Origin of the sequence: Pseudomonas nitroreducens NBRC 12694, from assembly GCF_002091755.1 — a bacterium.
In the GTDB taxonomy this organism is placed as follows: Bacteria; Pseudomonadota; Gammaproteobacteria; order Pseudomonadales; family Pseudomonadaceae; genus Pseudomonas; species Pseudomonas nitroreducens.
Genome location: NZ_BDAI01000003.1, coordinates 221290 through 248097 on the forward strand (window position 1 = coordinate 221290; position 26808 = coordinate 248097).

Annotated in this window: 24 protein-coding genes; 7 read left to right on the forward strand and 17 right to left on the reverse strand. The window is 66.2% G+C overall.

Annotated features, from left to right (window positions below; translation table 11 throughout):
- The 4 genes from acnD to PNI01S_RS10195 form a co-directional block, all read right to left on the reverse strand.
- A complete protein-coding gene (gene acnD, locus PNI01S_RS10180) occupies positions 1 to 2610 on the reverse strand; it encodes a Fe/S-dependent 2-methylisocitrate dehydratase AcnD (protein ID WP_167632561.1) in 2610 nt (869 codons plus the stop codon).
- Positions 2611 to 2624: 14 nt separating this feature from the next.
- On the reverse strand, positions 2625 to 3785 hold the full coding sequence (prpC, locus tag PNI01S_RS10185) for a bifunctional 2-methylcitrate synthase/citrate synthase (protein ID WP_024763010.1): 1161 nt from the start codon (positions 3783 to 3785) through the stop codon (positions 2625 to 2627).
- A 172-nt stretch (positions 3786 to 3957) separates the two neighbouring features.
- Positions 3958 to 4845: a methylisocitrate lyase gene (gene prpB, locus PNI01S_RS10190; RefSeq protein WP_024763011.1), complete on the reverse strand. Its 888-nt coding sequence runs from the start codon at positions 4843 to 4845 to the stop codon at positions 3958 to 3960.
- The gene (locus PNI01S_RS10195; RefSeq protein WP_024763012.1) at positions 4842 to 5564 is read right to left on the reverse strand and encodes a GntR family transcriptional regulator; all 723 of its coding nucleotides are present in this window, start codon (positions 5562 to 5564) and stop codon (positions 4842 to 4844) included. The genes prpB and PNI01S_RS10195 overlap by 4 nt, the downstream gene beginning before the upstream one ends.
- A 220-nt stretch (positions 5565 to 5784) precedes the next feature.
- On the opposite strand from PNI01S_RS10195, the gene PNI01S_RS10200 reads away from it, so the two are divergent.
- On the forward strand, positions 5785 to 6186 hold the full coding sequence (locus PNI01S_RS10200) for a hypothetical protein (RefSeq protein WP_084358126.1): 402 nt from the start codon (positions 5785 to 5787) through the stop codon (positions 6184 to 6186).
- Positions 6167 to 6784, forward strand: a complete 618-nt coding sequence (locus tag PNI01S_RS10205) for a class I SAM-dependent methyltransferase (protein ID WP_024763014.1) — start codon at positions 6167 to 6169, stop codon at positions 6782 to 6784. Before PNI01S_RS10200 ends, PNI01S_RS10205 begins: the two co-directional genes overlap by 20 nt.
- On the opposite strand, the gene PNI01S_RS10210 is transcribed toward PNI01S_RS10205, so the two are convergent.
- The 3 genes from PNI01S_RS10210 to PNI01S_RS10220 all read right to left on the reverse strand — a co-directional run bounded on the left by PNI01S_RS10210 (position 6763) and on the right by PNI01S_RS10220 (position 8385).
- Positions 6763 to 7020: a hypothetical protein gene (locus PNI01S_RS10210; protein ID WP_084358128.1), complete on the reverse strand. Its 258-nt coding sequence runs from the start codon at positions 7018 to 7020 to the stop codon at positions 6763 to 6765. The genes PNI01S_RS10205 and PNI01S_RS10210 overlap by 22 nt on opposite strands.
- A 108-nt stretch (positions 7021 to 7128) precedes the next feature.
- A complete protein-coding gene (locus tag PNI01S_RS10215; RefSeq protein ID WP_024763016.1) occupies positions 7129 to 7371 on the reverse strand; it encodes a hypothetical protein in 243 nt (80 codons plus the stop codon).
- A gap of 120 nt (positions 7372 to 7491) precedes the next feature.
- Positions 7492 to 8385, reverse strand: a complete 894-nt coding sequence (locus tag PNI01S_RS10220) for an NmrA family NAD(P)-binding protein (RefSeq protein WP_084358130.1) — start codon at positions 8383 to 8385, stop codon at positions 7492 to 7494.
- 167 nt (positions 8386 to 8552) lie between these two features.
- Here PNI01S_RS10220 and PNI01S_RS10225 point away from each other — a divergent pair, with 167 nt between their 5' ends.
- The gene (locus PNI01S_RS10225; protein WP_084358132.1) at positions 8553 to 9533 is read left to right on the forward strand and encodes an AraC family transcriptional regulator; all 981 of its coding nucleotides are present in this window, start codon (positions 8553 to 8555) and stop codon (positions 9531 to 9533) included.
- A 173-nt stretch (positions 9534 to 9706) separates the two neighbouring features.
- Positions 9707 to 11431, forward strand: coding sequence for a hypothetical protein (locus tag PNI01S_RS10230; protein WP_218191853.1), 1725 nt, complete (start codon positions 9707 to 9709; stop codon positions 11429 to 11431).
- Between the two features lie 69 nt (positions 11432 to 11500).
- Here the strand turns inward: PNI01S_RS10230 and PNI01S_RS10235 are convergent, their stop codons facing one another.
- The 9 genes from PNI01S_RS10235 to PNI01S_RS10275 all read right to left on the reverse strand — a co-directional run bounded on the left by PNI01S_RS10235 (position 11501) and on the right by PNI01S_RS10275 (position 21232).
- The gene (locus PNI01S_RS10235; RefSeq protein ID WP_084358134.1) at positions 11501 to 11950 is read right to left on the reverse strand and encodes a hypothetical protein; all 450 of its coding nucleotides are present in this window, start codon (positions 11948 to 11950) and stop codon (positions 11501 to 11503) included.
- 137 nt (positions 11951 to 12087) lie between these two features.
- Complete coding sequence (gene aauR, locus PNI01S_RS10240; RefSeq protein ID WP_084358136.1) at positions 12088 to 13422, reverse strand: two-component response regulator AauR; 1335 nt, start codon at positions 13420 to 13422, stop codon at positions 12088 to 12090.
- The gene (locus PNI01S_RS10245) at positions 13419 to 15311 is read right to left on the reverse strand and encodes a sensor histidine kinase (protein ID WP_089285817.1); all 1893 of its coding nucleotides are present in this window, start codon (positions 15309 to 15311) and stop codon (positions 13419 to 13421) included. Before PNI01S_RS10245 ends, aauR begins: the two co-directional genes overlap by 4 nt.
- Before the next feature lie 80 nt (positions 15312 to 15391).
- The gene (gene ggt, locus PNI01S_RS10250) at positions 15392 to 17065 is read right to left on the reverse strand and encodes a gamma-glutamyltransferase (RefSeq protein ID WP_084358138.1); all 1674 of its coding nucleotides are present in this window, start codon (positions 17063 to 17065) and stop codon (positions 15392 to 15394) included.
- Between the two features lie 83 nt (positions 17066 to 17148).
- Positions 17149 to 17883 carry an amino acid ABC transporter ATP-binding protein gene (locus PNI01S_RS10255; RefSeq protein WP_037013779.1) on the reverse strand — a complete coding sequence of 245 codons (735 nt, stop codon included), beginning with the start codon at positions 17881 to 17883 and terminating at the stop codon, positions 17149 to 17151.
- Complete coding sequence (locus tag PNI01S_RS10260; RefSeq protein ID WP_024763030.1) at positions 17880 to 18548, reverse strand: amino acid ABC transporter permease; 669 nt, start codon at positions 18546 to 18548, stop codon at positions 17880 to 17882. The genes PNI01S_RS10255 and PNI01S_RS10260 overlap by 4 nt, the downstream gene beginning before the upstream one ends.
- A complete protein-coding gene (locus PNI01S_RS10265; protein WP_017521678.1) occupies positions 18545 to 19291 on the reverse strand; it encodes an amino acid ABC transporter permease in 747 nt (248 codons plus the stop codon). The genes PNI01S_RS10260 and PNI01S_RS10265 overlap by 4 nt, the downstream gene beginning before the upstream one ends.
- 194 nt (positions 19292 to 19485) lie before the next feature.
- Positions 19486 to 20394, reverse strand: coding sequence for a glutamate/aspartate ABC transporter substrate-binding protein (locus PNI01S_RS10270; RefSeq protein ID WP_065084484.1), 909 nt, complete (start codon positions 20392 to 20394; stop codon positions 19486 to 19488).
- A 238-nt stretch (positions 20395 to 20632) separates the two neighbouring features.
- Positions 20633 to 21232: a phosphatase PAP2 family protein gene (locus PNI01S_RS10275; protein WP_243779560.1), complete on the reverse strand. Its 600-nt coding sequence runs from the start codon at positions 21230 to 21232 to the stop codon at positions 20633 to 20635.
- Positions 21233 to 21406: 174 nt separating this feature from the next.
- Here PNI01S_RS10275 and PNI01S_RS10280 point away from each other — a divergent pair, with 174 nt between their 5' ends.
- Positions 21407 to 22000 (forward strand): hypothetical protein, encoded by a 594-nt coding sequence (locus PNI01S_RS10280; protein ID WP_169891293.1) that lies wholly within the window; start codon positions 21407 to 21409, stop codon positions 21998 to 22000.
- On the opposite strand, the gene ada is transcribed toward PNI01S_RS10280, so the two are convergent.
- Entirely contained in the window at positions 21944 to 23032 is a 1089-nt protein-coding gene (gene ada, locus PNI01S_RS10285) for a bifunctional DNA-binding transcriptional regulator/O6-methylguanine-DNA methyltransferase Ada (protein WP_084358140.1), read from the reverse strand. The genes PNI01S_RS10280 and ada overlap by 57 nt on opposite strands.
- 131 nt (positions 23033 to 23163) lie before the next feature.
- Here ada and PNI01S_RS10290 point away from each other — a divergent pair, with 131 nt between their 5' ends.
- Positions 23164 to 25515 carry an ATP-binding protein gene (locus PNI01S_RS10290; RefSeq protein WP_084358142.1) on the forward strand — a complete coding sequence of 784 codons (2352 nt, stop codon included), beginning with the start codon at positions 23164 to 23166 and terminating at the stop codon, positions 25513 to 25515.
- Between the two features lie 98 nt (positions 25516 to 25613).
- A complete protein-coding gene (locus PNI01S_RS10295; protein WP_024763036.1) occupies positions 25614 to 26795 on the forward strand; it encodes a response regulator in 1182 nt (393 codons plus the stop codon).
- Positions 26796 to 26808: the final 13 nt, after the last annotated feature.

Here is a 26808-nt window from a genome sequence, read left to right on the forward strand (position 1 = left end):
TCACGCTACCGCGCCTTCCAGGAAGTCCTTGGCGAAGCGCTGTAGCACGCCGCCGGCGTTGTACACCTTCACTTCGGCGGCGGTGTCCAGGCGGCAGGTGACCGGGACTTCGACCACGTCACCATTGCGGCGATTGACCACCAGGGTCAGGTCGCAGCGCGGCGAGACCTCGCCCCTGATGTCGTAGGTCTCGGTGCCGTCCAGGCCCAGGGTCAGCCGCGTGGTGCCCGGCTTGAACTCCACCGGCAGTACGCCCATGCCCACCAGGTTGGTGCGGTGGATGCGCTCGAAGCCTTCGGCGACTATCACTTCCACGCCCGCCAGGCGCACGCCTTTGGCCGCCCAGTCGCGGGACGAGCCCTGGCCGTAGTCGGCGCCGGCCACGATGATCAGGTTCTGCTTGCGGTTCATGTAGGTTTCGATGGCTTCCCACATGCGCATCACCTTGCCTTCGGGCTCTACGCGGGCCAGCGAACCTTTCTTCACTTCACCGTTGACCACGGCCATTTCGTTGACCAGCTGCGGGTTGGCGAAGGTGGCGCGCTGGGCGGTCAGGTGGTCGCCGCGGTGGGTGGCGTAGGAGTTGAAGTCCTCCTCCGGCAGGCCCATTTTTGCCAGGTACTCACCGGCGGCCGAGTCCGCCAGGATGGCGTTGGACGGCGACAGGTGATCGGTGGTGATGTTGTCCGGCAGGATCGCCAGCGGACGCATGCCCTTGAGCGTGCGCTCGCCGGCCAGTGCGCCTTCCCAGTACGGCGGGCGGCGGATGTAGGTGGACATCGGGCGCCAGTCGTACAGCGGGCTCTCGGCTTCCTGCACGCTGCCCAGGTCGAACATCGGGATGTAGACCTGCTTGAACTGCTCGGGCTTGACGCTGGCGGCGACGATGGCGTCGATCTCTTCGTCGGACGGCCAGAGGTCCTTCAGGGTGACTGGGTTGCCGTTCTTGTCGGTACCCAGTGGGTCCTGCTCGATGTCGAAGCGCACGGTGCCGGCGATGGCGTAGGCGACCACCAGCGGCGGCGAGGCGAGGAAGGCTTGCTTGGCGTAGGGGTGGATACGGCCGTCGAAGTTGCGGTTGCCCGAAAGCACGGCGGTGGCGTACAGGTCGCGGTCGATGATCTCTTTCTGGATCGCCGGGTCCAGCGCGCCGGACATGCCGTTGCAGGTGGTGCAGGCATAGGCGACGATGCCGAAGCCGAGCTTCTCCAGTTCCGGCAGCAGGCCGGCTTCTTCCAAGTACAGCTTGGCGACTTTCGAGCCGGGCGCGAACGACGTCTTCACCCACGGCTTGCGGACCATGCCCAGCGCGTTGGCCTTCTTCGCCACCAGGCCGGCGGCGATGACGTTGCGCGGGTTGGAGGTGTTGGTGCAACTGGTGATGGCGGCGATGATCACCGCGCCATCGGGCATCAGACCTTCGGCTTCCTCGACGCGGCCGGACGCAAGCTTGGCTTCGTCGGCGATGCCGCGCTCGGCCAGTGCCGAGGTCGGCAGGCGGCGGTGCGGGTTGGACGGGCCGGCCATGTTGCGTACCACGCTGCCCAGGTCGAACTCCAGCACGCGCTCGTACTCGGCGGTTTCCAGCGCGGTGCTCCACAGGCCGAGGGTCTTCGCGTAGTTCTCCACCAATTCCACCTGCTCGGGCTCGCGGCCGGTGAGCTTGAGGTAGTCGATGGTCTGGCCGTCGATGTAGAACATCGAGGCGGTGGCGCCGTATTCCGGGCACATGTTGGAGATGGTCGCGCGGTCGCCGATGGACAGGCTGTCCGCCCCCTCGCCGAAGAACTCGACGTAGGCGCCGACCACGCGTTCCTTGCGCAGGAACTCGGTGATCGCCAGGACGATATCGGTGGCGGTGATGCCCGGCTTGCGCTTGCCGGTCAGCTTCACACCGACGATGTCGGGCAGGCGCATCATCGACGGGTGGCCGAGCATCACGGTCTCGGCTTCGAGGCCGCCGACGCCGATGGCGATCACGCCCAGGGCGTCCACATGCGGGGTGTGCGAGTCGGTGCCGACGCAGGTGTCAGGGAACGCGATGCCGCCGCGTGCCTGGATCACCGGGCTCATTTTCTCCAGGTTGATCTGGTGCATGATGCCGTTGCCGGCCGGGATCACGTCGACGTTCTTGAACGCGGTCTTGGTCCAGTCGATGAAGTGGAAGCGATCCTCGTTGCGGCGGTCCTCGATGGCGCGGTTCTTCTCGAACGCGTCCGGGTCGAAGCCGGCGGCTTCCACGGCCAGCGAGTGGTCGACGATCAGCTGGGTCGGCACCACCGGGTTGACCTTGGACGGGTCGCCGCCTTGCTCGGCGATGGCGTCACGCAGGCCGGCGAGGTCGACCAGCGCGGTCTGGCCGAGGATGTCGTGGCAGACCACGCGCGCCGGGTACCAGGGGAAGTCGAGGTCGCGCTTGCGGTAGACCAGCTGCTCCAGCGAAGCCGTCAGGTCCTGTGGGTCGCAGCGGCGCACCAGTTGTTCGGCCAGTACGCGGGAGGTGTAGGGGAGTTTGTCCCAGGCGCCGGCCTGGATCGCCTCGACTGCCTCGCGGGCGTCGAAGTAATCCAGCGCGGTGCCGGGCAGGCGCTTGCGGTATTGGCTGTTCACGGTAGTAGTCATGGTTATTTGCGGTCCTTGAGCGGCACGAACTTCAGGTCTTCAGGGCCTGTGTAGTTGGCGCTCGGGCGGATGATCTTGCCGTCGATGCGTTGCTCGATGACGTGGGCGGACCAGCCGGCGGTGCGGGCGATGACGAACAGCGGGGTGAACATCGCGGTGGGCACGCCCATCATGTGGTAGCTCACGGCGCTGAACCAATCGAGGTTGGGGAACATCTTCTTGATGTCCCACATGATGGTTTCCAGGCGCTCGGCGATGTCGTACATCTTGGTGTTGGACTGCTCGTTCGACAGCTGGTGGGCGACTTCCTTGATCACCTTGTTGCGCGGGTCGGACACGGTATAGACCGGGTGGCCGAAGCCGATCACCACTTCCTTGCGCTCGACGCGGGCACGGATGTCCGCCTCGGCTTCGTCCGGGTTGTCGTAGCGCTTCTGGATCTCGAAGGCCACCTCGTTGGCGCCGCCGTGTTTCGGGCCGCGCAGCGCGCCGATGGCGCCGGCGATGCAGGAGTAGATGTCCGAGCCGGTGCCGGCGATCACCCGGGAGGTGAAGGTGGAGGCGTTGAACTCGTGCTCGGCGTACAGGTTCAGCGAGGTGTGCATGGCGCGCACCCAGGACTCGCGTGGTTTCTGCCCGTGCAGCAGGTGCAGGAAGTGGCCGCCGATGGAGTCGTCGTCGGTCTCGACCTCGATACGCTTGCCGTTGTGGCTGAAGTGGTACCAGTAGAGCAGCGCGGAACCGAGCGAAGCCATCAGCTTGTCGGCGATGTCACGGGCGCCGGGGTGGTTGTGGTCGTCCTTCTCCGGCGACAGGCAGCCGAGCACGGACACGGCGGTGCGCATCACGTCCATCGGGTGGGCCGACGGCGGCAGGGTTTCCAGGGCGGCTTTCACGCCGGCCGGCAAGCCGCGCAGGGCTTTGAGCTTGGCCTTGTAGCCGGCCAGTTCGGCGACGTTGGGCAGCTTGCCGTGGACCAGCAGGTGGGCGATTTCCTCGAAGTCGCAGCGGTTGGCGAAGTCCAGTACGTCATAGCCACGGTAATGCAGGTCGTTGCCGGTACGGCCGACGGTGCACAGGGCGGTGTTACCAGCGGCGGTGCCACTCAGGGCCACGGACTTCTTCGGCTTGAAGCCGGTGGTGGTTTCTGCGGTAGCGCTCATCGCGTGTCTCCTCATCAAATCCGGTTGCTTGTTCTTGTCCCCCGGCGCGGGCCGGGATTTCGGTTCGAATCTGGTCGGCGGATAACGCCTGTGGCGTTATGCGCCCTACGGTGTTTCAGGCCGGGGCGTAGGGCGAATAACGCCTAGCGTTATCCGCCGTTTTTGCCTCAGATCACTTCTTGCCAGCGGCGAACAACGCATCGAGCTTCTGCTCGAAGGCGTGGTAGCCGATGCGGTCGTACAGCTCGGCGCGGGTCTGCATCAGCTCGATCACATTCTGCTGGTGGCCTTCCTGGCGGATCGCGGTGTACACGGCTTCAGCGGCCTTGTTGGCGGCGCGGAAGGCGGACAGCGGATACAGCTGGATGGCCACGCCGACCGAGGCCAGCTCGTCGCGGGTGAACAGCGGGGTGGCGCCGAACTCGGTGATGTTGGCCAGGATCGGCACGTTCAGCGCATCGACGAAGCGCTTGTAGGTCGGCAGGTCGTAGGCGGCTTCGGCGAAGATCGCATCGGCGCCGGCCTCGACGTAGCGCTGGCAGCGCTCGATGGCGGCGTCCACGCCTTCGGCCTGGATGGCGTCGGTGCGGGCGATCAGGAAGAAGTTCGGGTCGGTCTTGGCATTGGCGGCCGACTTCACGCGGTCGACCATCTCCTGGGTGGAGACGATTTCCTTGCCTGGACGGTGACCGCAGCGTTTGGCGCCGACCTGGTCCTCGATGTGGGCGGCGGCGGCGCCGGCCTTGATCAGGCTCTTCACGGTGCGCTCGATGTTGAAGGCGCTGGGGCCGAAGCCGGTGTCGATGTCCACCAGCAGTGGCAGGTCGCAGACGTCGGTGATACGGCGCACGTCGGTGAGTACGTCATCTAGGGTGTTGATGCCCAGGTCCGGCAGGCCGAGGGAACCCGCCGCCACGCCGCCACCGGAGAGGTAGATGGCCTTGAAGCCGGCGCGCTTGGCCAGCAGCGCGTGGTTGGCGTTGATCGCGCCGATCACCTGCAGCGGCTTTTCTTCGGCAAGGGCTTCGCGGAAACGTTGGCCGGCGGTCTTGTAGCTCATTGTTCACCTCGTTCGTTGGCTGTCTTGGCGTGGGCGTCCAGGTAATGGCGCTCCATATTGCGTTTCGACGCGCCGATGTGACGGCGCATCAGCAACTCGGCCAGTTCGCCGTCACGGTCGGCGATGGCATCGAGAATCCGGTGGTGCTCGGCGAAGGCCTGGCGCGGGCGGTTGGGCGTCGCCGAGAACTGCAAGCGGTACATGCGCACCAGCTGGTACAGCTCGCCGCAGAGCATGCGGGTGAGGGTGCGGTTGCCGCTGCCCTGGATGATCCGGTAGTGGAAGTCGTAGTCGCCTTCCTGCTGGTAGTAGCCACGGCCGGCCTGGAAGGCTTCGTCGCGCTCGTGGGTGTCGAGCACCCGGCGCAGTTCGTCGATCTCGGCCGGGGTCATGCGCTCGGCGGCCAGGCGGCAGGCCATGCCTTCGAGGGATTCGCGGATCTCGTAGAGCTCCAGCAGCTCCTCATGGCTGAGCGAGACCACGCGCGCGCCGACGTGCGGTACGCGCACCAGCAGCTTCTGACCTTCCAGGCGGTGGATCGCCTCCCGCAGCGGCCCACGGCTGATGCCATAGGTACGTGCCAGTTCCGGCTCGGAAATCTTGCTGCCGGGGGCGATCTCGCCCTTGACGATGGCCGACTGGATCTTGCGGAACACGTGTTCCGACAGGGTCTCGCTGTCGTCGCTGGCGGGAGTGGGCAGAATCAGGCTATCGCTCATGGTGTCGACAATCTTCTGGGTGTGCGGCGAAAGCTACCCCTGTAAACCCTATGGGTCAATCGAGATCTGATGAATTGTCGACAATCGTCTAGTGGAAGGCTGATATTTGCCGTGCGGTTGTCTCTGCCGCGAACCCAGCCGGACGTGAGAGGATGTCGCCTGGCGCATCAGGGAGAAGGACGTGATATTGAAAGGACGAACAGGCCGGGCAGCGGCCAGCATGACTGGGTTTCTGCTGCTGGGCTGGGGCCAGGCGTCATGGGGGCTGAATTCCTACCGGGACACCCTGCCGGCCGATATGCGCGATGTCGGCCTGACGGGCGAGATGTTGCCGCTGCTGCTGGTCTGGGTGCCGCTCATCGCGGTGCTGGCCTGGGCACGCTGGATTGCCCCGACCTGGCGTGCGTCATTGTCGTCCCTTGCGTCCCTGGCGGGCTGGTTCTGGGTAGACCTGTGCCTTTATGAAAGCCGCGTGGCCGGCTGGAGTACCTACACTCTGGCGGAGCTGGTGATGGAAGTGGCGGTGGTATGTGCCTGGCCTCTGTCGCTGGCGACCTTGCTGAACCTGCTGGCCTGGAGCCTGCCAAGCCTGAGGACGCGACATGATCCGAACCTGGTATGACCGCCATGCTCTGCCCCGCTTGATCGATTTCGCCTGCGGCATGGGCGATGTGATGAAGCAGCGCTCGCTGCTGGTGCCCCGCGCCCGCGGCCGCGTGCTGGAGATCGGCATGGGCACCGGGCTGAACCTGTCGTTCTACGATCCGGCGAAAGTGTCGACAATCGTCGGCGTCGACCCCGCGGCGCAGATGCAGAAGCTCGCCGGCAGCCGTGCCGAAGCGATTCAAATTCCGGTGGAAATGGTGGCGCTGGAACTGGGGCAGATCCGCGCCGACGCAGGCAGCTTCGACAGCATCGTCTGCACGTTCACCCTGTGCAGCATCCCCGATGCGCTGGCCGCACTGCGGGAGATGCGCCGGGTTCTCAAGCCCGGCGGCGAGTTCCTCTTCTGCGAACATGGCCTGGCGCCGGATGCCGGTGTCCGCGCCTGGCAGCACCGGTTGACGCCGGTCTGGAGGCCGCTGGCCGGAGGCTGTCACCTGGATCGCGACATGCCGGCGCTGATCGAGTCCGGCGGCTTCCAGCTACGCGAACTGAGCCAGGATTACCTTCCGGGGCCGCGGCCGATGACCTACGTCTATCGAGGCATGGCCGACTGATAGCGCGGCAGACGCTCGAGCAGCTCGATGCTCAGGATGTAGGCGCTGCGCAGGAACAGGTCTTCCGTATGCTGCACCAGCCCCGAGGCGGACTGGCAGTCGTTCAGCCGCACCACGGTGGGGGCGTGGCCATCACACAGGGCGATATAGTCGCCTTGGCTGATCCAGCCCTGGAGCACTGAGGATTCGCGGTTGTGCGCGCGAACCACGACTTCGACCTTGAGATGTTCGTTCATTGCCACGGCGCTCGAAGGAAGGTGAAAAGAGGTGGCGAACCATAGCGTTCGCTCCGCGCTGCCTCTGTCAGGTTCTTCTGATTGAGCGGTGCGACTGTCCCTCGTCGTTCAGGCCACCCGTTCGGCCGGGGTGACATTGAGGATGTGCGAGCCGCTGAGGAACAGGTCCTGCACCGGGCCGGTCGGGCAGTGACGGCTCTGGCAGTCGCCCAGGCGTACCTCCAAGGGCGCGCGACCGTTGCGCAGGGCCAGGTAATCCTCGCGGCTGATGCGGCCGTGAAGGATGCGTTGCGGGTGGTAGGGAGACCAGGTCTGCACATCGACCCAGAGACTGTCGGGAGCGTGGTTCATGGCGGTGGTCCGGCCGTTTGCAAATGGGCGAGTACTCTAGACAGCGGACCAGCGCCAAATTCATCAGGGTCTTCCGAGATATTTGTAGGAAATTATGTTGCTCTGACCGAAGGCATCGCCTCAGGGCAAGGCCCGGTAAGCTTTGGCCCAGGCCTGGGCGAAGTCCTCGAAGCGGGTCGCCGTCGTATTGGCCGGCGAGCGTGCTTCCTGCGCCCGTACCCGTCCGCTGCTGATCGCCTCGCCCAGTTCGGCGTAGCACGCGGCGACGCTGGGGGAATAGCCGGCCTCCTGCAGGGCGCCGCTCAGTTCCTGCGGCGACACCACTACGTAGGGCAGCTCCGGACGGCCGATGGCTGCCCCCAGCAGGCGGGTCGCCTCGGCGTAGCTGATATCGCGCTGGCCGAGTACTTCGCGGGTCAGCACCCCCTGCCAACTGCGGTCCAGCAGGGCATGGCTGGCGGCATCGGCGACATCCTGCGTGGCGACCATCGGGACTGGCACATCCGCTGCCACCGCGTCGCTGTAGCAGTCGTAGGCGCGGACGATTTCCAGCGCGCCGTACAGGTTCTCGAACAGCGCGCCGGAGCGCAGCATCAGTACATTCACTTGCCGGGGCAACTGGCGCAGGCGCTGCTCCTGGTCGTGCATGCTGATGATCGGCCCGATACCGGAAGCCACCTCGGCACCCACGCTGCTGAGGAAGACCACCCGGCGCACAGCGCTGGAGCGAATGGCCCGGAGTATTGCTTCCCCCTGGGCGGCCTGCTGGTGGCGGTAGTCCTCGGTGTCGGGCCCGTAGGCGAGCAGGGTGTAGACCGCGTCGGCGCCGTGGAAGGCCTTGGTGAGGAAGGCGGCGTCATGCGGCTCGCCCACGGCAATCCGGGCCCCGGCGGCGGCCAGTGCTTCCAGGCGTTCGGCGTTGCGGCCGAGGGCAAGAACCGGCACGCCGGCATCCAGCAGGTTCTGGCAGATTCTCGAACCGGTGCGGCCGGTGGCTCCCATTACGGTGATCATGGCAGTGTCCTCACTTTGGCCGTCCCGCGGCACCCGCCGTGGGATCGTTGGCCTGGGTTCAGTCTCTCGCTGAATTTCTGGACGGTTAATGCCTGAAAATCGATGCTTCATGCTCATTCGTCCAGACCTGCTGGACGCCGTCCAACTGCCGTAGCAGTCTCAGGGCCATGAACGCTCCTACCGCCATACCGGACCTCACCGACGCCTGGGCCTCCACCGATCCCCTGGGTGAGGCTCTGCATTTCCTGCGCATGAGCGGCACCTTCTATTGCCGCTCGGAGTTCACTGCGCCCTGGGGGCTGGATCTGCCGGCGATGCCGCAGTGTCTGATGTTCCATGTGCTGACCGTCGGCGAATGCTGGCTGGAAGCCGAGGGAGATGAGCCACGTTGTCTGGCGCCGGGCGACCTGGTGCTGGTGCCCCACGGTGAGGGCCACCGGTTGGTGAGCGCGCCGGGTGAGCCTGCGGCGGGGTTGTTCGACCTGACACGCGCCTACGCCAGTGACCGCTACGAAGTGCTGCGCCAGGGCGGCGGTGGCGAGCCGACCGCGATGATCTGTGGCGCGGTGCGCTTCGACCACCCCGCTGCGTTGCAGCTGGTGCGCCTGCTGCCGCGCGTGCTGGAAGCGCAGGTGCGTGACCCCGGCCAGCGCGACTGGCTGATGAGCACCCTGCAGTTGATGGAGAACGAGGCTCGGGCCATGCGCCCCGGCGGCGAGACGGTGATCACCCGCCTGGCTGACATCCTGGTGATCCAGGCCATTCGCGCCTGGATCGAGCAGGACCCCGCCGCCCAGTCCGGCTGGCTCGGCGCCCTGCAGGATCGCCAATTAGGCCGCGCACTGAGCCTGATCCACCGCGAGCCGGCGCGGGACTGGAGCCTGCCGGCGCTGGCGGATGCGGCGGCCATGTCGCGCTCCGCCTTTGCCGCACGCTTTGCCGAGCGGGTCGGCATGCCGCCCATGCAGTACGTCACCCGCTGGCGCATGCATGTGGCGCTGAGCTGGCTGCAGGAGCGCGAGATCGCGGTGGCGGAATTGGCCGAGCGCCTGGGTTACCAGTCCGAAGCGGCGTTCAGCCGGGCGTTCAAGCGCTGCATCGGGATTGCTCCCGGCAGTGTGAGGCGTGCTGCTTCGCGAGCCTTATGAAGGCAGCCGTCTGACGGACGAATGTCTCCGCGCGACCGGACGCGTCGTTTTCCGTTCTGCTCCCTGATTCGGGTGGTCACTACCCGTTTGCGGCACCCGTACGGTGATTCGGTCCGTCGGCGCTCGCTCTCCCGAAGTGATCCATGGCGCCGCTCATTCGCAGGAGTCCGTCGATGTCCCGTCGTTGCATGCCTTCCCTTCGTCTGCTTCCGTTTTCCGTTGCGCTCGCCCTGTGCGGCGGGCTGGCCCACGCCGCCGAGCCGGCGTGGCCCGCGCAGAATCCGTACCTCGCCCAGTCCTACAACAACCAGACGCACTGGAACGATGGCGCCACCGACAGCGTCGGCTTCCCGGTGGCCCGCGGTGCGTACGACGTTACCCCCGAGTCGGTGCAGTTCCTGCCCGGCGAAGGCGTGGGCCTGCCGATCTTCTCCGACACCGTGGACGGCAAGCCGGTGTATTTCTGGTGGTCGGGCTTTGCGTTGCGCAAGGTCAGCCTGGAGGGCGGCAAGCTCACCGAGCTGGCGCGTGCCGATATTCCGGTCAAGCTGCCCAACTACACGCCCGTTACTGCCCAGCAGCGCGTCGAGCAGTCCAGGGCGGTGCAGAAGTTCCTCGATGCGAAGGACGAGAAGGGCCTGCTCGACTACATGAAGGCGCAGCCGAACCGCATGCTCACCGCTGCCTCGGACCAGGCGCTCAACGGCTCTGTCTATGCGCTGCTGACCCGGGAAGATGCCTTCGTCGGCTGCAACGGCCGGCAGATATTCCGCATCGACCAGGCCGACCCCAAGCGGGCCGATTCGGCGATGAAGCTGGGCAAGGTCAGCGCGATTCCGGTAGGCCTGTTCGACAACGAGAAGGTCAAGCGCGGTACCCGCTTCCCCGGCGACATGCTGTTCGGCATGAGCATGAGCTACAACGGCTTCGTCGTGGTCAACACCCTGGGCGGCAAGATCATCACGCTCAACCGCGACACGCTGGAGGTGATCGACAGCTACACCGTCGCCGGCGATGACGAGCTCTTCCTCAACAGTTTCGCCACTGGCCCGGAAGCGAACGGAGGCGCCATCTATGTCGCCTCGAACACCACCATGTACCGACTGGTGGTGGACAAGGATGGCAAGATCCACGACGACGAAGCCAGCGGCGCCTGGAAGGCCGGGTACGAGCGCGGCATCCGCATGCCGGCGCCCAAGCTGGCCGATGGCACCGGCGCCACGCCGACGCTGATGGGCTTCGGGCCCGATGAAGACAAGCTGGTGGTGATCACCGACGGCGCGAAGAACATGAGCATGGTCGCCTTCTGGCGCGACCAGATTCCCGCCGGCTGGAAGCAGAAGCCGGGCACCGCCAGCCCGCGCATCGCCGACCAGCGCAAGGTGGAAATCCCCGGTACCGACACGGTGCAGTCAGAGCAGTCGGTGGCGGTCTACGGCGACTACGCCTTCGTGGTGAACAACATCCGCAGCGCCGACGAGAAGACCCTCGATCCGAGCCCCTACTACGTCAGCACCCTGCTCGGCGCGACGCGCCCGGGACCATTGGGTGCAGCGAGCTTCCGCTGGAACAGCCAGACCCATGAGTGGAAGCAGCTGTGGGGACGCAACGACGTATCGTCGATTTCCGTGGTGCCGATGATTTCCGGCGAAGGCCACATGGCCCTTGTCGATGGGTACTTCAACAACGCCTGGAACGATCGCCATCACATCGGCATGGACCTGGACACCGGCAAGACCGTACTGACCATCCGCGAGGGTAGCGATCCGATCTACAACGGCATGTACGCGCCGATCAAGGTCGATACCAAGGGCAACATCTTCTATGGCACAGCGTTCGGCCTGCTGCACCTGGACACCAGCAAGATGAAGCAGGACCAGCTGTCGGCCAAGCGCTGAGGGCGCTCCGCGCGCCGACAAAAAAGCCCGTTCAGTTGAACGGGCTTTTTTCATTTTCCGGGCTGGACGTCAGAGCTGGATATCGTCGCGGATCAGCACGCAGGTGCAGCCGTCCTCGTCTTCGCGCCAGTCGTGGAGGAAGTACATCTGGATCTTGCCGGCGTCCATCACCGCCAGGTAGTCGCCCACTTCCGGAACGAAGAATCCCGAGGTGCCCGGCTCGGCTTCGCACTCGATGCGGACGCTGAAGAACAGCGCCGGGTCGGCGTCGTCGAAGAAGTCCTCGCGCTCGGCGGCGTCCCACTCGGTGGGCGCCTCGAAGGAGCCGATGAACAGCACCTTGGCGTCGCCCATGTCCAGTTCTTCGGCGTCAGGGTCGTTGTCGTCAGGACGGTAGACGGTGGCGTCCAGCGCGTTGCTGTCGGCGAGGATGGCGCGACGCGCGGCCATGCGCTGCTGCGGGTCGACGCCGGCGTCGGCGCAGAGCTGGTTCCAGAGGGTTTCGGCTTGGGTGGACATGGTGGCTCCCGCTCGTGCGGCCGGTTCAAAGGTGGGTAGTGTCCGGGACCGGGCAGTGCAGATCAATGGGGCGCTGCGCCGCGCGGGAGTTCTCTCGCACGAGCAAGCTCGCTCCTGCAGATGTCGGCAGCCTTGGCTCACTCGCCCTTCAGGCCGTACTTCTTCACCTTGTCGAACAGCGTGGTCTTGGCCATCCCCAATGCATGCGCCGCCTGGCTGAGGTTGCCGGCGTGGCGTTCCAGGGCGGTGGACAGCAGGCTCTTCTCGAAGGCTTCCACGGCTTCGGCGAAGCGCGGCTCGCCGGCGTCCGGGCCGAGGTTGCCGCCGGCCAGCACCGGCAGGCCAAGGGCGAAGCGTTCGGCGACGTTGCGCAGTTCGCGCACGTTGCCCGGCCAGTCGTGGGCCATCAGGGTGGCGGCGGTGGCGTTGTCGATGGCCGGCGCGGGGCGGTCGAAGCGCAGCGAGGACTGCTGCAGGAAGTGCTCGAAGAGCATCAGGATGTCTTCGCGGCGCTCGCGTAGTGGCGGCAAGTTCAGGGTGATGACGTTGAGGCGGTAGTAGAGATCGCTGCGGAAGCTGCCTTCGCGGCCCATGGCGGCAAGGTCGGACTTGGTCGCGGCGATCACCCGGCAATCCACGCGGATCAGTTCGTTGGAGCCCAGGCGTTCCAGCTGCTGTTCCTGCAGCACGCGCAGCAGCTTGATCTGCAGGTTCAGCGGCATGCTCTCGATCTCGTCGAGGAACAGGCTGCCGCCGTCGGCGTGCTCGATCTTGCCGATCCGCCGCTTGCCGGCGCCGGTGAAGGCGTGGGCCTCGTGGCCGAAGATTTCGCTGTCGATCAGGCTTTCCGGCAGGCCGCCGCAGTTGAGCGCGACAAAGGGTTTGGGCTGGCGCCGGCTGGAGTCGTGCAGGCAGCGTGCAACCAGTTCCTTGCCGGTGCCGGTCTCGCCTTCGATGAGCACGTTGGCGGAGGTGTCGGCGACGTTGGCGATCAGCTCGCGCAGCGCCTGCATGGCCGGCGAGCGGCCGATCAGCCGGCTTTCCAGGGCCTGCTTGCCGGCGAGCTGGCGGCGCAGTTGGCTGACTTCGCGGGTCAGGGCGCGCTGGGCCAGGGCACGGCGCGCGGTGTCCACCAGCTTCTCGGGGGAGAAGGGCTTTTCCATGAAGTCGTAGGCGCCGTCGCGCATGGCCTTGACCGCCATGGCGATGTCGCCATGGCCGGTGATCAGCACCACCGGCAGGCTGGGGTCGCGCTCCTTGAGCTTCTCCAGCAGCTGCAGGCCATCCATGCCGGGCATGCGGATGTCGCTGACGACGATGCCGGGGAAGTCGGCGCCGACTTTCTTCAGCGCTTCCTCGGCGCTGCCCACGCTGTCGGTCTCGATGTCTTCCAGGGCCAGCGCCTGCTGGCAGCCGAGCCGTACGTGCGGGTCGTCCTCGACGATCAGGACGCGCAGGGATGGATCGCTCATGCGGGTGTCTCCAGGGCGGGCAGCAGCGGCAGGTGCAGCTCGAACGCGGTGCCGCCGGTTTCCGGGTAGGCCACGCCCAGGGAACCGCCGGCGGCGGTGGCGAGGCTGGCGGAAAGGGTCAGGCCCAGGCCCAGGCCGAGTTCGCCGGGCTTGGTGGTGAAGAAGGGCTCGAACAGGTGCACGCGGGCGTCTGGCGGAATGCCGGGACCGTTGTCGCGCACCACGAGGCGGTAGTGGTTGTCACCTTCGATACGCCCTTCCAGCCAGAGCTGGCGGTCGCTCTGGCCGCTCATGGCGTCGAGGGCGTTGGCGATCAGGTTGACCAGTATCTGTTCCAGGCGCGTCTGGTCGATGGCCAGGTGCGCATCGGGGTAATCGCGGTGCAGGGTTACCGGCACTTCGGAAAGCCGCCCCTGCAGCACCATCACGGCGGCGTCCACCGCCTTGCTCAAGGTCGCCTGGCCGTGGTCGTCGGCGCGCCGGGCGAAGGCGCGCAGGCTGGCGGTGATGCGGCCCATGCGGTCGACCATCTCGGCGATGGCTTCGAGGTTGCTGCTGGCGACGTCCAGCTTGCCGCGTTCGAGGAAGCGCACGCTGTTGCTCGACAGGGTGCGCAGTGCTGCCAGCGGCTGGTTGAGTTCATGGGCGATGCTGGTGGACATCTGCCCGATCACCGCCAGCTTGCCGGCCTGTACGAGGCGGTCCTGGGCCTTGCGCAAGGTGTCCTCGGCCTGGCGGCGCTCGCGGATCTGTTCGCGCAGGTGCTGGTTGCTGGCGCGCAGGTCGGCGGTACGCTCGGCGATGCGGCGCTCCAGCGCATTGTTGGCCTGCTCCAGCGCTTCGCGGGCGGCGAGGCGGGTGGCGATGACCTTGCGCCGCTCGTTCCAGGCAATCAGCAGGAAGGCGAACAGGGCGAAGCCGGCGGCGGCGAGCATGCCGTGGATCATCGCCTCGCGGCGCAGGTCGGCCAGCGGGGTGAGCAGGGTGAAGTTCCACGGCGTGTCGCTGAGCTGGCGCGTCTGCATCAGGTAGCTGAGCGGCTTGTGGCTGTCGGCGTGCTCGCCCGGCGCGAAGCTGATTTCCTCGACGCCTTCGCCCAGCGGTCGGCGCGCCAGCGGCTGCCATTCATTGAGCGCCCACCAGTAGTACTGCAGGCTGCGGGCCAGGCGTTCCTTGTCCGCATCGCTGAGCGGGCGCACGGCCTTCAGGCGCAGGGCCGGGTCGCTGGAAAGGATGATGATGCCGTTCTCGTCGCTGACGAAGGCCTGCAGTCGAGCCTTCTCCCAGCGCTCTTCCAGGGATTCCATCTTCACCTTGACCACCGCCACGCCGACGATCCTGCCGCCATGTACCAGGCCGTGGGCGAGGTAGTAGCCGGGCTCGCCGGTGGTGCTGCCAATGCCGTAGAAACGACCGGGGCGGCCCTGTACGGCTTCCTGGAAATAGGCGCGGAAGGACAGGTCCTCCCCCAGGTAGCTGTCGGCGTCCTGCCAGTTGCTGGTGGCCAGCACGCGGCCGGAGGTGTCCAGCAGGTACACGGCTCGGCTGCCGGCGCGGCGGTTGAGGCCTTCCAGGTAATGGTTGACGCGGTCGCGGTGCAGCGGCGTGGGCTCCACCAGCAGGCGGCTGACGCTGCCTTCGAGTTCCAGCAGGCTGGGCAGGTAGGTGTAGCGGCTGATCTCGCTCTCCACGCCACGGGCGTGCAGTTCCAGCTGGCGCTCGCCGGACTCGATCAGGCTGCGGGTGCCGGCGCCTTCGCTGATCAGGTAGCCGCCGTAGCCGAAGCCCAGGGTGAGCAGGAGCAGCAGGAAGGGCAGCAGGTAGTTGCGCACGAGGCGTGGCTTCACGGTGAGCGGCGGCGGCAATGGGCTGGAAGCGCATTGCAGCACAGTCGCCGGGGCCGAGCCAGCCCAACGCCGGGGGGCGGCGATGGACTGGCTCGGGTACCACACGGTGCGTCTGCCGGGGCTTAGGGTTTGACCACCATCCCGACGCCGCGGCCGCGCGGATCGGAGGCGGTTTCCAGGGCCTTGCCGTTCACACGGATGGCCTGGATGTCACCCATGTTCCAGCCCTGATCTTCCAGGGTGTAGCCCATGGCCTTGAGCTCGTCGGCGACCTTGCCGGTGAGCGGTGCGTACGCGTCGTAATAGATGGTGTCTTTCGGCAGCAGTTGGTGATGCACACGCTGCGCGGCCACGGCCTTCTCCAGGGGCAGGTGGAAGTCGTAGACGTTGTTCAGCACCTGGAAGATCGAAGTGAAGATCCGCGAACCGCCGGGCGTGCCCAGCACCAGGCTGACGTGGCCGTCGCGGGTGACGATGCTCGGGCTCATGGAGGAGAGCATGCGCTTGCCCGGCTCGATGGCGTTGGCGTCGCTGCCCACCACGCCGAAGGCGTTGGCCACGCCCGGCTTGGAGCTGAAGTCATCCATCTCGTCGTTGAGCAGGAAGCCGGCGCCCTTGACCACCACGCCGCTGCCGAAGTCCCAGTTGAGGGTGTAGGTGTTGCTGACGGCGTTGCCGTCCTTGTCGACGATGGAGAAGTGCGTGGTCTGGTGCGGCTCCAGGCCCGGGCGGACTTTCTCGGTTGCCGAGATGGCGTCCGGGTTTACTTCCCCGGCGCGCTTGGCGATGTATTTCGGATCGGTCAGCTGGGCTACCGGCACCTTGGAGAACTGCGGGTCACCGAGGTAGTCGGCGCGGTCGGCGAACACGCGCTTCTCGATCTCCGAGAGCAGGTGGATGTACTTCGCCGAGTTCAGCTCCACGCCCTTGAAGTCGGCGGCGCGCTGTTCCTTGATGCCGATCAGCTGGGCCAGGGCGATGCCGCCGGAGCTGGGCAGCGGCGCGGTGTAGAGGGTGTTGCCCTGCCAGTCGATGCGCATCGGCTCGCGCCACTTGGCCTGGTAGTCGACCAGGTCGTCGGAAGTGATCAGGCCGCCATCCTGCTTCATCTGCGCGATGAGCAGCTTGGCTGTCTCGCCCTTGTAGAAATCGTCCGGGCCCTTGTCGGCGATGCGCTCCAGGGTCTTGGCCAGTTCCGGCTGCTTGAACACTTCGCCCGGTTTCATGGTGCCGAAGTAGTCGCCGAAATTGGTCTTGCCGTTGAACAGCGCGATGGCGTCCTGGCGGTACTGGTACTGCTGGTCGGCGACCTTGAAGCCGGTCTGCGCGTAGCCGATGGCCGGTGTCAGCAGCTCGCTCCACTTCAGCTTGCCGAAGCGCTGGTGCGCTTCCCACAGGCCCATCACGGTACCCGGCACGCCGGCGGCCTTGGCGCCGACCAGGCTGAGGTTCTCGATCACCTCGCCTTTCTCGTTCAGGTACATGGTCTTGGTCGCGGCCTTCGGCGCGATCTCGCGGTAGTCGAGGAAGTACGGCTTGCCGTCGACGTACAGGGTCATGAAACCACCGCCGCCGATGTTGCCGGCTTCGGGGTAGGTGACGGCGAGGGTGAAGGCGGTGGCGACCGCGGCGTCGACGGCGTTGCCGCCCTTCTTGAGGATCTCGGCGGCGACTTTCGCGCCGTACTGATCGGGCGCGGCAACCGCGCCGCCGTCGAGGGTGACGGCGAAGACCGACGAACTCGCCGCGAGGATCGCGACGCCCAGGGGCAGCTTGCTGAAGTGGAACACGCGCATGGGACTTCCTTATTTATTCTTGTGCTTGCGGTGAGGTTGAGTGCCCCGGCAAGCCAGGGCACTCGGGTAGAACAACAGCGGGATCAGTGCGGCAGGATCTTGGCGAGGAACTGCTGGGTGCGCTCGGCGCGGTTCTGCAGGTCGCCGAAGAATTCTTCCTTCGGGCAGTCCTCGACGATCTGCCCGCGGTCCATGAAGATCACCCGGTCGGCGACCTTGCGGGCGAAGCCCATCTCGTGGGTCACGCACATCATGGTCATGCCTTCGTGGGCGAGCTGGACCATCACGTCGAGCACCTCGTTGACCATCTCCGGGTCGAGCGCCGAGGTCGGCTCGTCGAACAGCATGACGATCGGGTCCATGGCCAGCGCGCGGGCGATCGCCACGCGCTGCTGCTGGCCGCCGGAGAGCTGGCCGGGGTGCTTGTGCGCATGGGCCTTGAGGCCGACGCGATCGAGCAGCGCCAGGCCCTTGTCCATCGCCTCTTCCTTGCTCCGTCCCAGCACCTTGCGCTGGGCGATGGTGAGGTTTTCGGTGATGGTCAGGTGCGGGAACAGCTCGAAGTGCTGGAACACCATGCCGACCCGGGAGCGCAGTTTCGGCAGGTCGGTCTTGGGGTTGGCGATGGAGGTGCCGTCGACGGTGATGTCGCCCTTCTGGAAGGGTTCCAGCGCATTGACGCACTTGATCAGGGTCGACTTGCCCGAGCCGGACGGCCCGCAGACCACCACCACTTCACCCTTGGCGACCTTGGTGTTGCAGTCGGTGAGAACCTGGAAGTCGCCGTACCACTTGCTGACGTTATCGATGGAGATCATACGGTTAACCTTTTCTGCAGGCGCTTCACGCAGAGGGACGCGGCGAAGCTGATGACGAAGTAGACGAGACCGGCGAAGATCAGGAACTCATGGGGCTGGCCGATGATGTCGCCACGCGAGCGGGCGGCGTTGAGGAAGTCCATCAGGCCCACCGAGTACACCAGCGAGGTGTCCTGGAACAGGATGATGCTCTGCTGCAGCAGCAGCGGGGTCATCTTGCGGAACGCCTGCGGGAGGATGATCAGTCGCATGGACTGGCCGTAGGTCATGCCCAGTGCGTAGGACGCGCCAATCTGGCCCTTCGGAATGGCCTGGATGCCGGCGCGGACGATCTCGCAGTAGTACGCCGCCTCGAACATCATGAAGGCCACCAGGCACGAAGTGAACGCGCCCACGGGGGTGTCCTGGCCGGTGATCCAGCGCAGGATGAACGGAACCGCGAAGTAGAACCAGGTGATCACCAGCAGCAGCGGGATCGAGCGGAAGTAGTTCACGTAGAAGCCGGCGATGTTCGACAGCAGCTTGCTGTTGGACAGCCGCATCAGCGCGAGGATGGTGCCCAGCACCACGCCGCCCAGCACACCCAGCACCATCAGCTGCAGGGTGGTGAGCATGCCTTCCCAGAGGCCGGGGAGGGCGGGGACGATCTGGCTGAAGTCCATCATTTACCTCCCACGGAGATCAGGCCCGGCACGGCGACCTTCTTCTCGACCATGCGCATGATCAGCATCAGGCTCATGTTCAGGGTGAAGTAGATCGCGGTGGCGAGGGTGAAGGCCTCGAACAGGTTGGCGCTGAATTCGGCGGTCTGCTTGGTCTGCGCCAGCAGCTCCATCAGGCCGATCAGCGAGGCCACCGAGGAGTTCTTGAAGACGTTGAGGAATTCCGAGGTCAGCGGCGGAATGATGATCCGGAAGGCCTGCGGCAGCAGCACGTGGCGGTAGATCGCCGGCAGGCGGAAGCCCACGGCACTGGCGGCGGCGAGCTGGCCCTTGGGCAGCGCCTGGATGCCGGTGCGCACCTGCTCGCAGACCCGCGCGGCGGTGAACAGACCCAGGCACACGACGACGCTGATGAAGGCCGAGGTTTCCGGGGCGATGCCCAGCTTGAACCAGTCCTGGATCGGCTGCGGCAGGTAGTCCGGCACCAGGAAGTACCAGATGAACAACTGCACCAGCAGCGGCACGTTGCGGAACAGCTCCACGTAGGCGGTGGCGATGCCCGACAACCAGCGGTTGGGCAGGGTGCGCATCACGCCCAGCAGCGAGCCGAGCGCCAGGGCGATGACCCAGGCCGCGAGCGAGACGGCGATGGTCCAGCCCAGGCCGGTGATGTACCAGTCCAGGTAGCGCTCGTCGCCAATCCCGGTGGACTTGAAGAACACGCCCCAGTCCCAGTTGTAATCCATGACGGGTTTCCCCTCGATTGCGTTTCACGGTGGCTTTGTACGGCACGGGGCCGGGCGCGGGCGCAAGGCCGCCCGCCACCCGCGGGTAGCGGGTGTTCCGGCATCGTCATCAGGAAAGGTGGGCCAGGAGCGCATGGCGTGCGCTCCCGATCCCCCGCCGGGTGCCGCCTTGTGGGCGGCACCCGGCGCGACCGTTACATCTGCTCGGCAGACTTGTCGGTCGGATTGGCGATCAGCTTCTTGAGCTCATCACTCATCGGGAAGTTGAGGTTCAGGTTCTTCGGCGGAATGGGCTGCATGAACCACTTGTCGTAGATCTTGTTGACCTCACCCGAGGCGAAGGTGTCGGAGATGGCCTTGTCGACGACCTTCTTGAACGGCGCGTCGCCCTTGCGAACCATGCACGCATAGATCTCGTAGGACTGCGGCTTGCCGACCACGTGCCAGTCGTCCGGCTTCTTGGCCTTGGCCATTTCACCATAGAGCAGCGCGTCGTCCATCATGAAGGCCACCGCGCGGCCGGATTCGAGCATCAGGAAGGACTCGCCGTGGTCCTTGGCCGAGATGATGTTCATGCCCATCTTCTGATCGGCGTTCATCTGCTTGAGCAGGCGCTCCGAAGTGGTGCCGGCGGTGGTCACCACGTTCTTGCCCTTCAGATCCGGGAAGTCGTTGATGCCCGAGCTGGTCTTGGTCAGCAGGCGGGTGCCGACCTCGAAGATGCCGACGGAGAAGTCGACCTGCTTCTGGCGCTCGAGGTTGTTGGTGGTGGAGCCGCACTCGATGTCCACGGTGCCGTTCTGCACCAGCGGGATACGGGTCTGGGAGGTCACCAGGTTGTAGCGAACCTTCAGGTCGGGAGCATTCAGCTCTTTCTTCAGGGCCTCGACGACCTTGATCTGCAGGTCGTGGGAATAACCTTCCGGCTGACGCGGATCGCTGCCGAGGTAGGAGAAGGGGATGGAGGCGTCACGGTGGCCGAGGACGATGGTGCCGGAGTCCTTGATCTTCTTCAGGGTACCGGTCAGTTCTTCGGCGACGACGGGAGTGGCGAGCAGGGCCGCGACAATGGCGACGCCCAACGCACGGGGTGCGAAACGCATGGAGACTACCTCGACTGGTTGTGTTTGTTATTCAGTCCTGCGCCGGCGAGGCTCACTCCAGGCCGGTCGCATGTTCGAGGAGGAGCAGAGCAGGCTCCGTGCCAAGGCTGTCTTTTTTATTTAACTATTTGAATTTAAACAGTTATTTTTAGAATGGCGGTGAGCGAAAAGTCCCCCGTCATTCGGATATCCGGATTTTTCCGGATTCCTCGTTCGGAAAACCGAACGACAAACAGGGTCAGACGTCCGGCTGACCGCCCCATTGCCCGCGCTGGAACGGCTGATCGCGATCGGCCAGGTGCGCGGCGATGCGCTCGAGCAATTGGTGCGTCGGAGCGCGTACGCCAGTGACGGTCTGCCCGAGAGCCAGCGCGAGGATCAGCAGCAGGGCGGCCGGATGGAAGGCCGGCAACTGCGCACGGGTGGCGGCGAGGAAGGCCGCGCTGGTGCCCAGGCCCAACGCCAGGCCGGCGTAGACCTCGGAGGGCGAGTGAACGTTGATCGCCAGCCGCGAGAGACCGACCAGCACGGCGATCACTGCCGCCAGCGCGGCGGCGGCCAGGCCGGCGCGGCGCGTGGTGAAGAGCTGCGCGGCCAGCGTCGGCAGCACGGCACCAGCCAGCATGCTGTGCCCGGAGAAGCCGGTGAAGTTCAGGTTCGGAATTCCGATTCCCCAGCCCATGAACGCCAGCTTCGAACCGACCACCAGCGTGGTCGAGAATCCGAACAGCAGCAGCCACAGCCCGGCCTTTGCGGTCTGGCGGCGATACAGCAGCCAGCAGAAGACGAGCACGGCGGCCGGCGCCAGCAGGGAGCTGTCGCCGAGGCGGGTAATCATTGGCCAGAAGGACATGGGCATGGGAAGGCGGGGCTGAGGCGGGCAACGTTAGCACAGCCCGGTGCCGTCCCCGAGAGCCGTGCGACGGGATGCGAGCCTGTGCGCATGCGCCAGCTTGGCCCCTGCGCCAGCCCTGGCCCACAATGGCGCCTTCAGTTCAAAGGAATGTTCGCCATGGAAATGGAAAATCCCTACCGCGCCCCCGAAGCCCCATTGGTCGAGACGCATGCTGGCGCCGAACAGGCCAGCCGGTTCTTCGTCATCTCCATCACCAAGATGGTCGTGCTGTATGTGGCGACGCTGGGACTGTTCAACCTCTACTGGATGTACAAGCACTGGTCGATCCAGAAGCCGCACATGCCGCGCAAGATCAACCCGCCGCTGCGCAGCCTGTTCATGATCTTCTATATCCATTCCCTCGCCCGACGCGTGCACGAAGCGCTGCCGGAGGAACAGCGCAGGGCGTGGCGCTTTGGCAGCGACGCCACCTGGGCGGTGGTGCTGCTGATCCTCTCCAATGTCGCCGACAAGCTCACCAGCCGGATTCCCGAACTCAGCCACTACAGCCTGCCGTTCCTCATCCTCGGTCTGGTGCCACTCATTCCGCTGACGAACATCCAGCGCCGCGCCAACGAGGCCAGCGGCGATCCGCTGGGCCAGGGCAACGCCTCGCTGACCCGCTACAACGTGCCCTTCCTGATCCTCGGCGGCCTACTCTGGGTGCTGATCCTGATCGGCTCGGTGGCGGAGTTCGCCGGCGTCGCCTGAGCCGCCCTCGCGTCGCAGCAGTTCGCGCTTGCGCGGCAGGCCCCAGCGATAGCCGCCTTCGCCGGTGCCGCCGACCACGCGATGACACGGCACCAGCAGGCCGACGTTGTTGCTGGCGCAGGCGCGGGCGATGGCGCGCGGATGCGTGCCCAGCTCCTCGGCCAGCTCGCCGTAACGCCGAGTCTCGCCGCTGGGAATGCGCGTGAGGGCGCGCCAGACGCGCAGCTGGAAGGCGCTGCCGTGCAGGTCCAGCGGCAGGTGGGCGGCCTGTTCGGGCTCTTCCAGCTGGATGATCACCTCGCGCAGCCAGTCGCCCAGCCCCGTGTCGTCGCGGGTTCGCTCGGCGGCGGCGAAGCGTTCGGCCAACTGGCGTTCCAGCTCGCTGGCGTTGTCGGCGAAGAGCAGGGCGCAGACGCCCTTGTCGGTGGCCGCCAGCAGCACCAGCCCGAGCGGGCAGGGCGCGATGGCATAGCGCAGTCGTTCACCCGCGCCTTTCTGCCGGCGTTGTGCCGGGCTCAGTGGCGTGGCGCTTTCGTACAGGGCACGGGTGCCGGAGTAGCCGGCCTCCAGCGCGGCGTCGAGCACCGAGCGCGATTGCGGCAGGGCGGCAGCCAGGCGCTGCTCGCGGCGGGATTCCGCCCAGGCTCGGGGCGTGAGGCCGGTGCGGGCCTTGAAGGCGCGGGCCAGGTGCGAGGCGGAGAGACCGATACGGCTGGCCAGTTCGTCCAGGGTCAGGGGCTTCTCGGCCTTGTCGAGCAGCTCGCAGGCCGCAGCAACCAGCGCATCGAGTTGCTCGCGCGGGCTCGGGCCACGCGGCGAGCAGCGCTTGCAGGGGCGGAAACCGGCAGCTTCGGCCGCCTCGGCGGCGCTATAGAAGGCCACGTTCTCCCGTGATGGCCGGCGTGCCGGGCAGTTCGGCCGGCAGTAGACGCCGGTGGAGCGCACGCTGAAGACGAAACGTCCCTCGTAACGCGCATCGCGCTCGCAGACCGCCTGCCAGCAGCGCTCGGGGTCAAGTCGGGTGGTCGTCATGGCTGTCTCCGGGGCAATGGCCGTTGGGGAGATTCTCCGTCGGGCCTGGCGGAGCAGCAATCCGCATCGCGTTTTCAAACTCGTTGTCGCCGGCCGGGCTACGCTTGCAGGGTATTCCCAGAGAGACCTCCATGCCCTTGCGCCGATTCTGCCTGTGCTGCCTTCTGCTGCTCGTTGCGCTGTGCGCCCAGGCCCGAGCAGCAAGCCTGGCGCTGTCCGATGAGGAGCGTGCCTTCGTCACGGCCCACGAGCCGATCCGTGTCGGCCTGTTCCGCGCCGGCTGGCCGCCGTTCGAGGTGATCGACGAGTTCGACCAGTTCCATGGCATCAGCGCCGACTACCTGCAGCTGATCTCCGAGCGCCTGGGCATGAAGGTCCAGCCGGTGCTGTACAACACCTGGGAAGAGGTGCTGGCCGCGGTGAAGGCAGGCGAGGTGGACCTGCTGCCGTCCATGGCGGCCACCGACGAGCGCCAGCGCTTCCTGAGCTTTACCCAGCCCTACGTCACCACCAGCAGCCTGATCTTCGCCCGGCGCGACAGCACCATCCGCACGCTGGACGACCTGTCCGGCCGCCGGGTCGCGGTGGAGCAGGGCTATGCCGTCCATGAGCTGCTGGCCAAGGCGGTGCCGGGGATCGACTTCGTGCTGGCGGAGGATTCGCCCAGCGCGCTCAAGGCCGTCTCCATCGGGCGGGCCGATGCCTATGTGGGCAACCTCATCACCTCGACCTTCCTGATCGAGCAGCTCGGCCTGTCCAACATGGAAGTGCGCGGCGATAGCGGGCTGGGCAATAGCCAGGTGCGCTTCGCCACGCGCAAGGAGCTGGAGCCGCTGGTGCCGCTGCTGGACCGCGCACTGAACAACATCACCCGCAATGAGCAGGAGGCGATCCAGGCGCGCTGGTTGCCGTCGCTGGACGTCTTCGACTGGATGCACCTGCTGCAGATCGCCTGGCCCTGGGTTGTGGGCGTGCTGGCCCTGCTGACCTTCGTGCTGGTGTGGAACCGCCGGCTGTCGATCCAGGTGGCCGAGCGCGCGCGCGCCGAAGCAGAGGAGCGGCGCCAGCGCAGCACTCTGCTGGCGTTGATCAACTCGATCCCCGACCCGATCTGGTTCAAGGACACCCAGGGCCGTTACCTGGGGGTCAACCAGGCCTTCGCCGACTGCCTGGGGCGCGCGCCGGAGGACATCGTCGGGCGCAGCGACCAGCAGATGTTCAGCCGCGCGGCCGGCGCCGGCCGGCAGGAGCGCGACCGCCAGGCGCTCAACGAGAGCGAGCCCTATGCCAGCGAAGGCTGGGTGGTCTATCCGGATGGCCGGCGGGTGCTCTTCGATACCCTGCGCAGTGCCTTCCACGACGACCACGGGCGGCTGCTCGGCCTGGTCGGCGTCAGCCGCGACGTCACCGCGCGCAAGGCCACCGAACTGGCGCTGGCCGAGGCCCGCGACCTGGCGGAAGAGGCGGCGCAGCTCAAGAGCGACTTCCTGGCCAACATGAGCCATGAGATCCGCACGCCGCTGAACATCATCATCGGCCTGGCGCACCTGCTCCAGGAGACCACCCTGGACCCGCAACAGGTGGACTACCTGGGCAAGATCCAGGGCTCGGGCCAGTACCTGCTGGAGCTGATCAGCGACATCCTCGACCTGTCGCGCGTGGAAGCGGGCAAGCTGGAGTTCGAGCACATCCCCTTCGACCTGGAGCGTCTGCTCGGCGAGCTGTTCGACCTGTTCAACATCCGCGCCGCGAGCAAGGGCCTGGCGGTGCGTTGCGAGATCGACCCGCGGGTGCCCGCCCAGGTGGTGGGGGATTCGTTGCGCCTGCGGCAGATCCTGATGAACTACGGCAACAACGCACTGAAATTCACCGAGCAGGGCGAGGTGGTGCTGATCGTCCGCCTGGAGGACGAGGACGAAGACAGCCTGCAGCTCTACTTCGCCTTCCGCGATACCGGCATCGGCATCTCCGAGCCGCAGCAGGAGCGCCTGTTCGAATCCTTCCAGCAGGCGGACAGCTCGATCACCCGCCGTTACGGCGGCTCCGGCCTGGGCCTGGCGATCTGCAGGAAACTGGCAGAGGCGATGGGCGGCAGCGTCGGCGTGGAGAGCGAGCCGAACCGTGGCAGCCTGTTCTGGTGCCGGCTGCCCATGGGGCGGGTCGACGACTCGGCCAGCCTGAGTCTGCAGAACATCAGCCACGAACCGCTGCCGGTGCCCATGCTGCCGGCAGCGGCGGCGGCGCCTGCGCTGCTGGAGAGCGGCAACGACGCCGAGGTCGAACAGGTCTGCCGGCGCCTGGCGCACCTGCTGGCCGCCGACGACCCGCGCGCAGGGAGGTTGCTCGGCGAACGTGCAAGCCTGCTGCGCAGCGTCTTCAATGAGGGCTATGAGGGCATCGCCACGAGCGTGCGGCGCTTCGAGTTCGAGCGGGCCCTGGAGAGTCTGGTGAATCTCGCGAGGGAGCGCGATATCCGTATATGAAGTGGCAGATAGGGAAATGCGGGACAGGAACACGCGGACAGGGCGGTGGTCCGATCCCCCATGGCATGTCACGAATCTGACCGATGCGAGGAGTTGCGATGGATAGCATGCTGGACCGGCCGGAGCAGGAGATGATCCTGGTGGTGGATGATCAGCCGGACAATCTGATGCTCATGAGCGAACTGCTGATGGACCGTTACCAGGTGCGCGTCGCCGCCAGCGGGCCGAAGGCGCTGCGCCTGATGCAGAGCGATCCGCGCCCGGACCTGGTGTTGCTCGACATCATGATGCCGGAGATGGACGGCTACGAAGTCTGCCGCCAGCTCAAGGCCGACCCGCTGACCCGCGACATCCCGGTGATCTTCCTTACCGGCATGGTCAGCCCCGCCGACGAGCAGAAGGGCCTGGACCTGGGGGCGGTGGACTACCTGACCAAGCCGATCAGCCCGCCGGTGACCCTGGCGCGCATCCGCGCGCACCTGAATCTGAAAGCCAATTCCGATTTCCTGCGCGACAAGAGCGAGTACCTGGAACTCGAGGTGCGTCGCCGCGCCCGCGAGCTGCAGGCCATCCAGGACGCCACCCTGGAAGCCATGGCGACCCTCTGCGACCTGCGCGACAACCCCCACAGCAACCACCTGGTGCGCATCGAGCACTACATGCGCCTGCTGGGCAGCGCGCTGTCGCTGCACAGCGAGTTCGCCGCCGAGCTGTCAGTGGAGAACATCGAGTTGCTGGTGCGCTCGGCGCAGCTGCACGACATCGGCAAGGTCGCCGTGCCCGACCGAATCCTGCACAGCCCCGGCCAGTTGGAAGAGGCCGACCGGTTGATTCTCGAAAGCCACACCACCGTTGGTCGAGATGCCCTGGCGGCGGCCGAGCGCAAGCTGGGCTCCCCGGCGGATTTCCTGCGTTTCGCCAAGGAAATCGCCTACAGCCACCACGAGCACTGGGATGGCAGCGGCTTCCCGGCGGGCCTGGCTGGCGAGCAGATTCCTCTGGGCGCGCGGATGCTCTCGCTGATCGATTGCTATGACGAATTCACTTGCCGCCATGCCTATCGCACCTCGCTGACCCCGGACGAAGCCGCCGAGCGCATCAAGGCCGGCGCCGGCAGCCAGTTCGACCCGCGCGTGGTGGAGGCTTTCGGGGAAGTCGCCGAAGGCTTTGCCAACATTGCCCAGCGTTACGCCGACAGTGACGAAGCGCTGGGGCTGGAACTGCAGCGCCTGGAAGATGCCGTGACCGAAAGTATCGAGTTGACGCCGCCTGAGCCCTGATCGTACTGGGCGG

Excerpts from the sequence above, each read along its gene's own strand:
- prpC (WP_024763010.1), bottom strand. The coding sequence starts at position 3,785 with ATGAGCGCTACCGCAGAAACCACCACCGGCTTCAAGCCGAAGAAGTCC.
- prpB (WP_024763011.1), bottom strand. The coding sequence starts at position 4,845 with ATGAGCTACAAGACCGCCGGCCAACGTTTCCGCGAAGCCCTTGCCGAA.
- PNI01S_RS10195 (WP_024763012.1), bottom strand. The coding sequence starts at position 5,564 with ATGAGCGATAGCCTGATTCTGCCCACTCCCGCCAGCGACGACAGCGAG.
- PNI01S_RS10200 (WP_084358126.1), top strand. The coding sequence starts at position 5,785 with ATGACTGGGTTTCTGCTGCTGGGCTGGGGCCAGGCGTCATGGGGGCTG.
- PNI01S_RS10205 (WP_024763014.1), top strand. The coding sequence starts at position 6,167 with ATGATCCGAACCTGGTATGACCGCCATGCTCTGCCCCGCTTGATCGAT.
- PNI01S_RS10210 (WP_084358128.1), bottom strand. The coding sequence starts at position 7,020 with ATGAACGAACATCTCAAGGTCGAAGTCGTGGTTCGCGCGCACAACCGC.
- PNI01S_RS10215 (WP_024763016.1), bottom strand. The coding sequence starts at position 7,371 with ATGAACCACGCTCCCGACAGTCTCTGGGTCGATGTGCAGACCTGGTCT.
- PNI01S_RS10220 (WP_084358130.1), bottom strand. The coding sequence starts at position 8,385 with ATGATCACCGTAATGGGAGCCACCGGCCGCACCGGTTCGAGAATCTGC.
- PNI01S_RS10225 (WP_084358132.1), top strand. The coding sequence starts at position 8,553 with ATGAACGCTCCTACCGCCATACCGGACCTCACCGACGCCTGGGCCTCC.
- PNI01S_RS10230 (WP_218191853.1), top strand. The coding sequence starts at position 9,707 with ATGTCCCGTCGTTGCATGCCTTCCCTTCGTCTGCTTCCGTTTTCCGTT.
- PNI01S_RS10235 (WP_084358134.1), bottom strand. The coding sequence starts at position 11,950 with ATGTCCACCCAAGCCGAAACCCTCTGGAACCAGCTCTGCGCCGACGCC.
- aauR (WP_084358136.1), bottom strand. The coding sequence starts at position 13,422 with ATGAGCGATCCATCCCTGCGCGTCCTGATCGTCGAGGACGACCCGCAC.
- ggt (WP_084358138.1), bottom strand. The coding sequence starts at position 17,065 with ATGCGCGTGTTCCACTTCAGCAAGCTGCCCCTGGGCGTCGCGATCCTC.
- PNI01S_RS10255 (WP_037013779.1), bottom strand. The coding sequence starts at position 17,883 with ATGATCTCCATCGATAACGTCAGCAAGTGGTACGGCGACTTCCAGGTT.
- PNI01S_RS10260 (WP_024763030.1), bottom strand. The coding sequence starts at position 18,548 with ATGATGGACTTCAGCCAGATCGTCCCCGCCCTCCCCGGCCTCTGGGAA.
- PNI01S_RS10265 (WP_017521678.1), bottom strand. The coding sequence starts at position 19,291 with ATGGATTACAACTGGGACTGGGGCGTGTTCTTCAAGTCCACCGGGATT.
- PNI01S_RS10270 (WP_065084484.1), bottom strand. The coding sequence starts at position 20,394 with ATGCGTTTCGCACCCCGTGCGTTGGGCGTCGCCATTGTCGCGGCCCTG.
- PNI01S_RS10275 (WP_243779560.1), bottom strand. The coding sequence starts at position 21,232 with ATGATTACCCGCCTCGGCGACAGCTCCCTGCTGGCGCCGGCCGCCGTG.
- PNI01S_RS10280 (WP_169891293.1), top strand. The coding sequence starts at position 21,407 with ATGGAAATGGAAAATCCCTACCGCGCCCCCGAAGCCCCATTGGTCGAG.
- ada (WP_084358140.1), bottom strand. The coding sequence starts at position 23,032 with ATGACGACCACCCGACTTGACCCCGAGCGCTGCTGGCAGGCGGTCTGC.
- PNI01S_RS10290 (WP_084358142.1), top strand. The coding sequence starts at position 23,164 with ATGCCCTTGCGCCGATTCTGCCTGTGCTGCCTTCTGCTGCTCGTTGCG.
- PNI01S_RS10295 (WP_024763036.1), top strand. The coding sequence starts at position 25,614 with ATGGATAGCATGCTGGACCGGCCGGAGCAGGAGATGATCCTGGTGGTG.